The following is a 12,645-nucleotide window of genomic DNA, read 5'->3' on the forward strand; positions in this document are numbered from 1 at the left end:
ATGACCGCCCTCGGACCGCGAGTCATCACCTGCGCGACCGCGGATCCGTACGGCGCCCCACTTCCGACCTCCGACACCTGGTCGTCGTCTCCGTCGCACCATCTGTCGCACAGACCACGAGGAGCCGCCTGATGTCCGACTTCGTACCCGGACTCGAGGGAGTCGTCGCGTTCGAGACGGAGATCGCCGAACCCGACAAGGAGGGCGGCGCCCTGCGGTACCGGGGCGTCGACATCGAGGACCTCGTCGGTCACGTCTCCTTCGGCAACGTGTGGGGGCTGCTCGTCGACGGCGCCTTCAACCCCGGCCTGCCGCCCGCCGAGCCGTTCCCCATCCCGGTGCACTCGGGTGACATCCGGGTGGACGTGCAGTCGGCGCTGGCCATGCTCGCGCCGGTGTGGGGTCTGAAACCGCTGCTGGACATCGACGCCGAGCAGGCCCGTGAGGACCTGGCGCGGGCCGCCGTCATGGCGCTGTCCTACGTCGCCCAGTCGGCGCGCGGGCAGGGCCTGCCGATGGTGCCGCAGAGCGAGATCGACAAGGCGGCCTCCATCACCGAACGCTTCATGATCCGCTGGCGGGGCGAGCCCGACCCGCGGCACGTGGCGGCCGTGGACGCCTACTGGTCCTCCGCCGCCGAGCACGGCATGAACGCCTCCACGTTCACCGCCCGCGTCATCGCCTCCACCGGCGCCGACGTGGCCGCCGCCCTGTCGGGCGCGGTGGGCGCGATGTCCGGCCCGCTGCACGGCGGCGCCCCGTCCCGGGTGCTCGGGATGATCGAGGAGATCGAGCGGACCGGGGACGCGGCCGGGTACGTGAAGCGCACGCTGGACCGCGGCGAGCGGCTGATGGGCTTCGGCCACCGGGTGTACCGGGCCGAGGACCCGCGCGCGCGGGTGCTGCGCCGCACCGCCCGGGAGCTGGGCGCACCCCGCTACGAGGTCGCCGAGGCGCTGGAGAAGGCCGCGCTGGAGGAGCTGCACAACCGCCGCCCGGACCGGGTGCTGGCCACCAACGTGGAGTTCTGGGCGGCGATCATGCTGGACTTCGCCGAGGTGCCGGCGCACATGTTCACGTCGATGTTCACGTGCGCCCGTACGGCGGGCTGGTCGGCGCACATCCTGGAGCAGAAGCGGACCGGCCGCCTGGTGCGTCCCTCCGCCCGCTACGTCGGTCCCGGCCCGCGCAGCCCGCGCGAGGTGACGGGGTACGACGCCATCGCGCACTGAGGCGTCGGGGCGGCCGTCCTCAGGCCGCGCGGTCGTCAGCCGAGCGCCTCGTCGAGGATGACCGCCCACTGGGCGACGACGCGGTCGCGGCGGGCCGCGTCGTCGGTGAGGAGGTTGGCCAGACCGAGGCCGCGGGCCATGTCGAGGAAGCCCTGCACGGTCTCGCGGGTGCCGGGACGGCTCTCGTCGGCGCCGAGCAGGTCCACGGCGATGCGGTGGGTCTCGCGGCCGACGCGGGCCTCCAGTTCGGTGACGCGGCCGCCGAGCTGGTCCTCGTTGGAGGCGGCGACCCACAGGTGGAGGGCGGCGCGGAAGAGGGGGCCGGTGTAGAGGTCGACGAGGGCGTGCACGACCGCGCGCCGGTCGCCCTGCGCGCCCTCGGGGAAGAGGGCGCGCAGGGCGGTGGAGCGTTCCTCCGCGACGTACTCGACGGCGGCGGTGAACAGGTCCTCGCGGGTGGGGAAGTGGTGCTGGGCCGCGCCGCGGGAGACACCGGCGCGTTCGGCGACGACGGAGACCGTGGAGCCGGCCCAGCCGTGTTCGGCCAGGCAGGCGACGGCCGCCTGGAGGAGCCGTTGCCGGGTGGCCCGGCTGCGGTCCTGTTTGGGTGCGCGGTCCGCCGCGGTCACGCCCATGGCGTGCTCACCGCCCGTCTCACAGCACCCATGCGGCGTCCCGTCGTTCGAGGAAGGCCGTCATCCCCTCCCTGGCCTGGGCGGAGGCGAACAGCCGGGCCGAGAGCGCGGTCAGGCCGGCCGCGTCCCGGTCGAAGGTCTCCAGCACCTTAGCCGTGAGCAGCCGTTTCGTCTCGGCCAGGGCCTGCGGCGAGGATCTGCGCAGGCCGTCCAGGACGGGTTCCAGTACGGCGTCCACGTCCTCGCCCGCCGCCGTGAGCAGGCCGGTCCGCACGGCCTCGGCCGCGTCGAAGCGTTCGCCGGTGAGGTAGTGGCGGGCCAGGGTGCGCGGATCGGCGCGCGGCAGCACCGTCAGCGAGATCACGGCGGGCGCGACGCCGATGCGTACCTCGGTGAAGGCGAAGGTGGCCGTGGTGGCGGCGGCCGAGATGTCACAGGCCGCGAGCAGTCCGAGGCCGCCCGCGCGCACGTGCCCGCTGATCCGGGCGAGCACCGGTCTGGGCAGTTCGACGAGTTGGCGCAACAGGGCGACCAGGGCGTCCGGGCGGGGAGGGTCGCGCAGGTCGGCGCCGGCGCAGAAGGTGGTGCCGGTGTGGGTGAGGACGACGGCGCGTACGCCGGGGTCCTCACCGCAGTCGGCGAGCGCGTCGGCGAGTTCGGCGACGAGGGCCGCGGACAGGGCGTTGCGGGTGTCCGGGGAGTCGAGGCTGAGGGTCTCGATGCCGCGGGCGCGGGTTCGGCCGATCAGCGGGGCGGTGGCGGTCATGGGCAGTCCCTGAGCTGTCGCCGCAGGATCTTGCCGGAGGCGGCCCGCGGCACGGTGTCGATGAAGGTGACGCGACGGACGCGCTTGTAGGGGGCGACGCGCTCGGCGACGTACGCCATGACCTCCCCTTCGGAGAGGCCGCTCGCGGACGGCCGGCGCACCACGTGGGCGTGCGGGACCTCGTTGCCGTCGCCGTCGCGCGCGCCGATGACGGCGGCGTCCGCGATGTCCGGGTGGGTGAGCAGCAGGGCCTCCAGCTCGGCGGGGGCCACCTGGAAGCCCTTGTACTTGATCAGTTCCTTGACCCGGTCGACGACGAACAGCCAGCCGTCGCCGTCGACGTGTCCGACGTCCCCGGTGTGCAGCCAGCCGTCGGCGTCGATCAGGGCGGCGGTGGCGTCGGGGCGCCCCAGGTAGCCCTTCATGACCTGGGGTCCGCGGATGAGGATCTCGCCCGCCTCGCCGGGGCCGAGGTCCTTGCCGAGGTCCTTGCCGGTGTCCGTGCCGGCGCCGTCGAGGGAGACGATCCGCATCTCGGTGCCCGCGATGAGCTTGCCGACGGTGCCGGGGGGTGCGTCGTGCAGGGCGGCGGGCGGGACGACGTGGGTGCCGGGGGACAGTTCGGTCATGCCGTAGGCCTGGCCGACCGGCGGCAGGCCCAGGCGCCGGGAGCAGGCCCGCGCCAGGTGCGCGTCCAGGGGCGCCGCCGCGCTGATGACGTACTTCAGCGACGACAGGTCGTACCGGTCGACCACCGGGTGCTTGGCGAGGGCGAGCACGATCGGCGGGGCGACGTACAGGATGCCGATGCGGTGGTCCTGGACGGCGGCGAGGAAGGTGTCCAGCTCGAAGCGGGGCAGGACGACGACGGTGGCACCGTTGCGCAGCGGCGCGTTCATCAGGGCGGTGAGCCCGTAGATGTGGAAGAACGGCAGGACGGCGAGGATGCGGTCGCCGGGGCCGACGGAGATCGCCGGTTCGAGCTGGGTGAGGTTGGTGGCGATCTGCCGGTGGGTGAGCATGACGCCCTTGGGGGTGCCGGTGGTGCCCGAGGAGTACGGCAGGACGGCGACGTCCGCCACGGGGTCGACGGCGACGGCCGGTTCGGGTGCGGTGGAGGCCGTCATGTCGAGCAGCGAACGGTGTCCCGGCGCGCTGTCGCAGACCAGGATCTCCCGGACACCGCCCGCGAGTTCGGCGGCCCGGCGCGCCGTGCCGAGCAGGGGTGAGACGGTGACGACCCAGCGGGCCGCCGAATCCCGCAGTTGCCTGGCGAACTCCTCGGGTGTGGCGAGCGGGTGCACGGTGGTGACCGTGGCACCCGCGCGCGTGGCGGCGTAGAAGGCGAGCGGGAAGGCGATGGTGTTCGGGCTGTGCAGGGCGAGGACGTCACCCTTGCGCACGCCGGCCTCGGCGAGCGCGGCGGCGAGCCGCCGGTGGAGCCGGTCCACCTGCGCGTACGTGAGGGTGGTGCCGTCCGTGCCGTCGATCAGGGCGGGCGTGTCGCCGAAGTCGGCGGCGTGCCCCAGCACGGCGTCGTGGATGGGCACTTCCACGGGGGGAACGTCTGCGTACTCGCTGCGGAACACGGTTCCTCCTCGCCCCGCGGGCGCGGGGTCGTAGCGGCTCGGTGCGGCTCAGTACGACTTGGGCAGGCCCAGGCTCTGGTGGGAGACGTAGTTGAGAATCATCTCCCGGCTCACCGGGGCGATACGCGCCACGCGGGCGGCCGTGATCAGGGAGGCGAGTCCGAACTCGCGGGTGAGGCCGTTGCCGCCGAGGGTGTGCACGGCCTGGTCGACGGCCCGCACACAGGCCTCCCCGGCCGCGTACTTGGCCATGTTGGCGGCCTCCCCCGCGCCGACGTCGTCGCCGGCGTCGTAGAGGTGGGCGGCCTTCTGCATCATGAGGCGGGCGAGTTCGAGGTCGATGTGGGCCTGGGCGAGCGGGTGGGCGATGGCCTGGTGGGCGCCGATGGGCGTCTTCCACACGGAGCGTTCGCGCGCGTACTCCAGGGCCCGCTCCAGCGCGTAGCGGCCCATGCCGATCGCGAAGGCGGCCGTCATGATGCGTTCGGGGTTGAGTCCGGCGAACAGTTGCAGCAGGCCGGCGTCCTCGTCGCCGACGAGCGCGTCGGCGGGCAGCCGTACGTCGTCCAGGACCAGCTCGAACTGCTTCTCGGCCGCGTTGAGTTCCATGTCGATGAGGTGGCGCCGAAAGCCCTCGGCGTCCGGCGGGACGATGAACAGGCAGGGCTTGAGGCGTCCGGTGCGGGCGTCTTCGGTGCGGCCGACGATCAGGACCGCGTCCGCGATGTCGACGCCGGAGATGAACACCTTGCGGCCGGTGAGCAGCCAGCCTCCCCCGCCGTCGCGGCGGGCGGTGGTGGTGATGCGGTGGGAGTTGGAACCGGCGTCGGGTTCGGTGATGCCGAAGGCCATCGTGCGGGTGCCGTCGGCGAGCCCCGGCAGCCAGGTCCGCTTCTGCTCCTCGGTGCCGAAGCGGGCGATGACGGTGCCGCAGATGGCGGGCGAGACGACGAGCATCAGCAGGGGCGCCCCGGCCGCGCCCAGTTCCTCCAGCACGATGGACAGTTCGGCGACGCCGCCGCCCCCGCCGCCGTACGCCTGCGGCAGGTTGACGCCGAGGTAGCCGAGCTTGCCGGCCTCCGACCACAGTTCGGTGGGGTGGCGGCCCTCGGCGACGGTGCGGGTGATGTAGGGGCGGCCGTAGCGCTTGCCGAGGGCGGCGACCGCGGCGCGCAGGGCCTTGTGCTCGTCGGTTTCCAGCATGACGCTCACTGATCCTCCTGGGGTGCCTGTACGACGGTTTCCTCGACGACGGCGAGCAGGGCGCCGACCTCCACCCGGCGGCCGGGCACGGCGTGCAGGGCCGTGAGCGCCCCGGTGACGGGCGCGGTGATCTTGTGTTCCATCTTCATCGCCTCCAGCCACAGCAGGGGCTGACCGGCCTGTACGGCGGCTCCCTCGGAAAGGCCGTCGGCGAGGCGGACGACGGTGCCGGGCATGGGCGCGAGCAGGGACCCGGGGGCTCGCTCGGCGGCCGGGTCGGGGAAGCGGGGCAGGGCGGTCAGCACGGTGCCGCCGACGTGCACCTGGTCGCCGTGGCGGGCGACCTCGAACCCGCGCCGCACTCCGTCCACCTCCAGGACGACCCGGCACGCGTCCACGTGCACGACCCGCACCCCGTCCTCGTCGGCGGCGAGCCCCGCGCGGGTGTGCCGGTAGCGCGCTTCGTGCTCCTCGCCCGCCATCAGGTACCGCTTGACGTGCGGCTGCGAGGGAACGTTGCGCCAGCCGCCGAACCGGGAGCGGCCGCAGGCGTCGGCGAGCGCGGCGGCCAGCGGCGCGTACGGATCGCGGGCGGGCTCGGTCAGCGCGGCGAGGTGGCGGTCGTAGAAGCCGGTGTCCATACGGGCGCGCGCGAACTCCTCGTGCCGCAGCGAGCGGACCAGCAGGTCCCGGTTGGTGACCGGGCCGTGGACGGCGGCCCGTTCCAGCGCGCCGGCCAGCTTGCGGACGGCCTCCGCGCGCGTGGGGGCGTGGGCGACGACCTTGGCGAGCATCGGGTCGTAGTGGACGCCGATGGTGTCGCCGTCGGTGTAACCGGTGTCCAGGCGGACACCGTCCGGGACGGCCAGGCGGTGCAGGGTGCCGGTCTGCGGGGCCCACTCGCGGGCCGGGTCCTCGGCGTAGAGGCGGGCCTCGACCGCGTGCCCACGCGCGCGTGGAGGATCGCTGGGCAGCGCGTGGCCCTCGGCGACCCGGATCTGTTCCGCGACGAGATCGATGCCGAACACGGCCTCGGTCACCGGGTGTTCGACCTGGAGGCGGGTGTTCATCTCCAGGAAGTGCGCCCGGCCGCCGGCCACCAGGAACTCGACGGTTCCGGCGCCGACGTAGTCCACGGCCCGCGCCGCGCGCACGGCCAGCTCGTACAGCTCGCGCTCCAGCTCGGCCGGGAGTCCGGGCGCGGGGGCCTCCTCGACGACCTTCTGGTGGCGCCGCTGGAGCGAGCAGTCCCGGGTGCCGAGCGCCCACACGGTGCCGTGAGAGTCGGCGAGGACCTGCACCTCGACGTGGCGGCCGTTCTCCAGGTACGGCTCGACGAACACCTCCCCGTCACCGAACGCGCCCGCCGCCTCCGCGCACGCGGCGGCCAGTTCGGCGTCCAGGTCCTCCAGGCGCCGTACGATCCGCATCCCGCGCCCGCCGCCGCCCGCCGCCGCCTTCACCAGGACGGGCAGGTCGGCCTCGGTGACGTCCCCCAGGGGCGCGATGCCCATGAGTTCCTTGGCGCGGGTCTTGGACGCCATCGCCTCGATCGCCCCGGGCGGCGGGCCGATCCACACCAGGCCCGCGTCCAGGACGGCACGGGCGAAGCCGGCGTTCTCCGACAGGAAGCCGTAGCCGGGGTGCACGGCGTCCGCTCCCGCCGCGACGGCGGCCTTCACGATCAGGTCGCCGCGCAGGTACGTCTCGGCCGGTGTGTCCCCCGGCAGGCGTACGGCGGCGTCGGCCACGCGCGCGTGGAGGGCGCCCGCGTCGGCGTCCGAGTGCACGGCGACCGTGCCGATGCCCAGCTCACGGCAGGTGCGGAAGACACGGCAGGCGATCTCGCCCCGGTTGGCGACGAGCAGGTTCGAAATCACGGGGTCCCTCACATCCGGAAGACGCCGAAGCCACCGCGCGCGCCCTCGTAGGGGGCGGTGTGGACGGCCGACAGGCACAGGCCGAGAACGGTGCGGGTGTCGCGCGGGTCGATGACCCCGTCGTCGTACAGCCGCCCGGACAGGAACATCGGCAGCGACTCGGACTCGATCTGCTGCTCGACCATCGCGCGCAGCGCCGCGTCCGCCTCGTCGTCGTAGGGCTGCCCCTTGGCCGCCGCCGACTGCCGCGCCACGATCGACAGGACGCCCGCGAGCTGCTGCGGTCCCATGACCGCCGACTTGGCGCTGGGCCAGGCGAACAGGAAGCGCGGGTCGTAGGCCCGCCCGCACATGCCGTAGTGCCCGGCGCCGTAGGACGCCCCCATGAGCACGGACAGGTGCGGGACACGGGAGTTGGAGACGGCGTTGATCATCATGGCGCCGTGCTTGATGATGCCGCCCTGCTCGTACTCGCGGCCCACCATGTAGCCGGTGGTGTTGTGCAGGAACAGCAGCGGGATGTCACGCTGGTCGGCGAGCTGGATGAACTGGGCGGCCTTCTGCGACTCCTCGCTGAACAGCACGCCCCGGGCGTTGGCGAGGATGCCGACCGGATAGCCGTGCAGGGCCGCCCAGCCGGTGACCAGGCTCGTCCCGTACAGCGGTTTGAACTCGTCGAAGTCGGAGGCGTCGACGATCCGGGCGATCACCTCGCGCGGGTCGAAGGGGACCTTCAGATCGCCCGGAACGATCCCGAGCAGCTCCTCGTTGTCGTATTCGGGCGGCTCCGCGAAGGGGGGATCGGGATGAGCCTTGCGGTGGTTGAGGCGGGCGACGACGCGACGCGCCTGCCGGAGCGCGTCCCGCTCGTCGACGGCGAAGTGGTCGGCGAGACCCGACACGCGCGCGTGCATCTCGGCCCCCCCCAGCGACTCGTCGTCGCTCTCCTCACCGGTGGCCATCTTCACCAGCGGCGGCCCGCCGAGGAACACCTTGGCACGCTCCTTGACCATGATCACGTGGTCGGACATGCCGGGGACGTAGGCGCCCCCGGCGGTCGAGTTGCCGAAGACGACGGCGACGGTGGGGATGCCGGCCGCCGAAAGCCGGGTGAGATCGCGGAAGACGGCACCCCCGGGGATGAAGATCTCCTTCTGGGAGGGCAGGTCGGCGCCGCCCGACTCGACCAGGCTGATGCAGGGCAGCCGGTTGGCGAGCGCGATGTCGTTGGCCCGCAACGCCTTCTTCAGGCTCCACGGATTGCTGGCCCCGCCGCGCACGGTCGGATCGTTCGCGGTGATCAGGCACTCCACGCCCTCGACGACGCCGATCCCGGTGACGAGCGATGCGCCGACCGTGTACTCGGTGCCCCACGCGGCCAGCGGCGACAGCTCCAGGAACGGCGTGTCCGCATCGAGCAGCAGCTCGATGCGCTCGCGGGCGAGCAGCTTGCCGCGCCGGCGGTGCCGCTCGACGTACTTCGGGCCGCCGCCCGCGAGCGCCTTGGCGTGCTCGGCCCGGAGGCCGGCGAGCTTGCCGAGCATCGCCTCCCGATGGGCCCGGTAATCGGCGGACGCGATGTCCAGGGAGGAGGAGAGGACGGTCACAGGAGGGCCTCCGGAATGTCCAGGTGGCGGGAGCGCAGCCATTCCCCGAGGGCCTTGGCCTGCGGATCGAAGCGGTGCTGGGCGGCGACGCCCTCGCCGAGGATCCCCTCGACTACGAAGTTCAGCGCGCGCAGACGCGGCAGCACGTGCCGGGTGACGGGCAGCGGCCGGCTCTCGGGGATCAGCTCCCGGAACCGGTCGGCGGTCAGCTCGTGCGCGAGCCACCGCCAGGCGTCGTCCGTGCGCGCCCACACCCCGACGTTGGCGTCCCCGCCTTTGTCCCCGCTGCGCGCCCCGGCGACCAGACCGAGCGGCGCCCGACGCGTGGGACCTGCGGCAAGCGGCTGCGGCAGCGGCGGCTCGGGTACGTCCGCCGGCACACGCGTCTCGTGGGCCGGCGAGACGGGGACACGCCGGCCGTCGTGGAGGACGGCCACCTGCCCGACGGTGTCCTGGGGGACGTACGCGGCCTCGAAGACGCCGTAGGGCGCACCCTTCCCAGGAGGCGCGAGCACGTGGAAACCGGGGTATCCGGCGAGCGCCAGCTCCACGGCGGCCCCGCTGAACGCCCGCCCCACCGCCTGCGGGTCCCCGTCCCGTACGACGAGCCGGAGCAGGGCGCTCGCCCTCTCCTCGGTGTCGGCGTCGGCCCTGTCGGTGCGCACGAGATCCCAGCGGACCTCGGCCGGCCGGGCCTCGGCCGCCGCGAGCGCGTCGTCCATCTGCCGCCGCACGAGGTCGGCCTTGCGTTCGATGTCGAGGCCGGTGAGGACGAAGGTGACCTCGTTGCGGAAGCCGCCCAGCCGGTTGAGGCCCACCTTGAGGGTGGGCGGCGGCGCCTCCCCGCGCACGCCGTCGACGCGCACCCGGTCCGGCCCGTCCTGGCTCAGCCGCACGGTGTCCAGCCGCGCGGTGACATCGGGACCCGCGTAGCGGGCGCCGCCGGTCTCGTAGAGGAGCTGGGCCGTCACCGTGCCGACGTCCACGACACCGCCGGTGCCGGGGTGCTTGGTGACGACACAACCGCCGTCGGCGTGGATCTCGGCGAGCGGGAAACCGGGGCGCCTGAGGCGTTCGAGGGCGTGGTCGGCGAAGAAGGCGTAGTTGCCGCCGGTGGCCTGCGCGCCGCACTCCAGCACGTGCCCGGCGACGACGGCACCCGCGAGCCGGTCGTACTCGCCCGGCCGCCAGCCGAAGTGCGCGGCGGCCGGACCCGTGACCAGGGACGCGTCGGTGACCCGCCCGGTGACGACGACGTCCGCGCCCGCGCGCAGACACGCGGCGATCCCGAAGCCGCCGAGGTAGGCGTGGGCGGCGAGGCTGCCCGGGTGGCGGGCGGTGAGATCGTCGCCCTCGACGTGCGCCACCCGCACCGGCAGCCCGAGCCGCCCGGCCAGCTCCCGCACCCGCTCGGCCAGCCCGGCGGGGTTCAGCCCGCCCGCGTTGGTCACGATCCGCACGCCCCGCTCGTGCGCGAGCCCCAGGCACTCCTCCAGTTGCCGCAGAAAGGTCCGGGCGTACCCCGCGTCCGGGTCCTTCAGCCGGTCCCGGCCCAGGATCAGCATGGTCAGCTCGGCGAGGTAGTCACCGGTGAGGACGTCGAGTTCACCGCCGGTGAGCATCTCGCGCAGCGCGTCGAAACGGTCGCCGTAGAAGCCGGAGGCGTTGCCGATGCGCAACATCACACCCTCGCCTCCCCGTCGCCCGTCCGTGGCGCGCGCCCGGCGCCGGGCGGTCCGGCGAACGCCTGCGCGATGTCCAGCCAGCGGTCGGCGTCCGGTCCCTCGGCGCGTACGGCGAGGTCGGCGCGGTGGGCGCGCTGGGTGACCAGCAGGCAGAAGTCGAGGGCGGGCCCGGTGACCCGCTGGGCGGCGTCCTCGGGGCCGTACGCCCACACCTGCCCGGAGGGGCCGGTGACCTCCACCCGGAACTCCTCCCCCGGCACGGGCAGCCCCCGCACCCCGAACGCGAAGTCCCGTGCCCGCACCCCGATGCGCACCACATGCCGAAGCCGGTGCGTGGGTGCGCGCACCACACCCGACGCGTCCGCGACGTCCTGCCCGTGCGCCCACGTCTCCATGAGCCGCCCGGTGGCCACGGACGCGGCCGACATGGGCGGCCCATACCAGGGAAATCGGGCGCCGGGCACCGCCGCCCGCAACGCCGCGCCCAGTCGGGCCCGGCCCTCGCGCCACCGTGCCAGCAGCTCGGCGGGCGGCAGCCCGGCCCCTTCCTCCGCCCCTTGGTCGACGAACCCGCCGGGTGCGGCGAGCGCCTTCTCCACCAGCGCGCGGAATCCGTCCGCGTCGGTGACGGCGAGCAGCGCGGAACGGTCGGTCCAGGCGAGGTGCGCGATCTGGTGCGCGACGGTCCACCCGGGCGCGGGAGTCGCCAGCCCCCACCCCTCAGGACCCAGACCGGCGACCATCCGGTCCAGCTCCTCGCCTTCCTCACGCAGATCGTCGAACACGGCGGACACAGCGGACACATCGGACACGGCGGGGACGTCGGGCGCGGGCGTCGGCTCGGGCATGGCTGGGAGCATGGCAGCGCAGGAAAAAACAATCAAGCATGCTTGCATGATTCTTTCCCGCCACCTTCCACGCCCCGCCGTCCGGCCGGCTGGGCGGGAGACTACGGGGAGCCCGGGCCCCGCGGCCCCGCAGTCAGGAGTCGGTCCGGGGGGCCGGGGCCCTCCGACGGCCCACCTGCGTCCGGACCGCACCCATGCTCGCCGCGATGACCAGGGCGATCGCCACGATCTCCAAGGGGGCGAGGGACTGACTCAGGATGAGGAATCCGGCCAGGGCGGCGATGGCCGGTTCCAGGCTCATGAGGATCGCGAAGGTGGGAGCGGGCAGGCGGCGCAGCGCGAGGAGTTCGAGGGTGTACGGGAGCACGGAGGAGAGCACGGCCACCGCCGCGCCCAGACCGAAGGTCGTCGGGTCGGCCAGCTTCGTGCCCGACTCGGCGATCCCCAGCGGCAGGAACAGGATCGCGCCCACCGCCATCGCCAGGGCCAGCCCGTCGGCCTGCGGGAAGCGCCGGCCGGTGCGGGCACTGAAGACGATGTACGTCGCCCACATCGCCCCCGCGCCCAGCGCCAAGGCGGCTCCGGCGCCGTCGAGGCTGCCGAAGCCCCCGCCGCCGAGCAGGAAGACGCCGCCGAGGGCCAGGCCCGCCCACACGGCGTTGATCGCCCGGCGCGAGGCCACGACCGACAGGGCGAGCGGGCCGAGGACTTCGAGGGTGACGGCGGGACCGAGGGGGATGCGGGCCACGGCCTCGTAGAAGAGGCCGTTCATCGCGGCCATCGTGACCCCGAAGGCGACGACCGTGCCCCAGTCGGCACGCGAGTGGCCGCGCAGCCGGGGCCGGCAGACCACCAGCAGCACGATCGCGGCCACCAGCAGGCGCAGGCTCACCACTCCGAGTGCGCCGGCCCTCGGCATCAGCGTCACCGCCAGCGCGCCACCGAACTGCACGGACACGCAACCCGCCAGCACCAGCCCCACGGGACCGAAGGAGCCGAGGCGCCCCGGCCCTCCGGCTGCGGGTGCCCCCGGCGTCGGTGCGGACCCGGCCGTGAGCACCGAGGTCGATGCGGAGGACGACGGTGCGGGGCGCGAGGGCGAGGACGGAGGCGTGGGGGCGGCGTCGGGGGTGCTCACGGGCGATCCTGGGGTGGTTCAAGGGCGGCCCCGGGCGCTCGGGGCGAGTCCGGGGATTCGTT

At 73.8% G+C, this 12,645-nt stretch carries 10 protein-coding genes; 1 reads left to right on the plus strand and 9 read right to left on the minus strand.

What is annotated here, in order from left to right:
- Positions 1–131: 131 nt before the first annotated feature.
- Entirely contained in the window at positions 132–1,232 is a 1,101-nt protein-coding gene (locus AB0G56_RS11295; RefSeq protein ID WP_360967094.1) for a citrate synthase 2, read from the plus strand.
- A 35-nt stretch (positions 1,233–1,267) separates the two neighbouring features.
- On the opposite strand, the gene AB0G56_RS11300 is transcribed toward AB0G56_RS11295, so the two are convergent.
- The 9 genes from AB0G56_RS11300 to AB0G56_RS11340 form a co-directional block, all read right to left on the minus strand.
- Complete coding sequence (locus AB0G56_RS11300; RefSeq protein ID WP_360967096.1) at positions 1,268–1,867, minus strand: TetR/AcrR family transcriptional regulator; 600 nt, start codon at positions 1,865–1,867, stop codon at positions 1,268–1,270.
- A gap of 19 nt (positions 1,868–1,886) precedes the next feature.
- Positions 1,887–2,633 (minus strand): enoyl-CoA hydratase family protein, encoded by a 747-nt coding sequence (locus AB0G56_RS11305; RefSeq protein ID WP_360967099.1) that lies wholly within the window; start codon positions 2,631–2,633, stop codon positions 1,887–1,889.
- Positions 2,630–4,222 (minus strand): 4-coumarate--CoA ligase family protein, encoded by a 1,593-nt coding sequence (locus AB0G56_RS11310; RefSeq protein WP_360967102.1) that lies wholly within the window; start codon positions 4,220–4,222, stop codon positions 2,630–2,632. Before AB0G56_RS11310 ends, AB0G56_RS11305 begins: the two co-directional genes overlap by 4 nt.
- A gap of 48 nt (positions 4,223–4,270) precedes the next feature.
- Positions 4,271–5,425 (minus strand): acyl-CoA dehydrogenase family protein, encoded by a 1,155-nt coding sequence (locus AB0G56_RS11315; protein WP_360967104.1) that lies wholly within the window; start codon positions 5,423–5,425, stop codon positions 4,271–4,273.
- Between the two features lie 5 nt (positions 5,426–5,430).
- Positions 5,431–7,305, minus strand: a complete 1,875-nt coding sequence (locus tag AB0G56_RS11320) for a biotin carboxylase N-terminal domain-containing protein (protein ID WP_360967107.1) — start codon at positions 7,303–7,305, stop codon at positions 5,431–5,433.
- Positions 7,306–7,313: 8 nt separating this feature from the next.
- Complete coding sequence (locus AB0G56_RS11325) at positions 7,314–8,912, minus strand: carboxyl transferase domain-containing protein (protein ID WP_360967110.1); 1,599 nt, start codon at positions 8,910–8,912, stop codon at positions 7,314–7,316.
- Entirely contained in the window at positions 8,909–10,594 is a 1,686-nt protein-coding gene (locus AB0G56_RS11330) for an acyclic terpene utilization AtuA family protein (protein ID WP_360967113.1), read from the minus strand. The genes AB0G56_RS11325 and AB0G56_RS11330 overlap by 4 nt, the downstream gene beginning before the upstream one ends.
- Positions 10,594–11,400, minus strand: coding sequence for a TIGR03084 family metal-binding protein (locus tag AB0G56_RS11335; RefSeq protein ID WP_360967651.1), 807 nt, complete (start codon positions 11,398–11,400; stop codon positions 10,594–10,596). The genes AB0G56_RS11330 and AB0G56_RS11335 overlap by 1 nt, the downstream gene beginning before the upstream one ends.
- Before the next feature lie 178 nt (positions 11,401–11,578).
- Positions 11,579–12,583: an EamA family transporter gene (locus AB0G56_RS11340; protein ID WP_360967116.1), complete on the minus strand. Its 1,005-nt coding sequence runs from the start codon at positions 12,581–12,583 to the stop codon at positions 11,579–11,581.
- Positions 12,584–12,645: the final 62 nt, after the last annotated feature.

It is taken from the genome of Streptomyces sp. NPDC021356 (assembly GCF_040641015.1).
Taxonomy (GTDB): domain Bacteria; phylum Actinomycetota; class Actinomycetes; order Streptomycetales; family Streptomycetaceae; genus Streptomyces.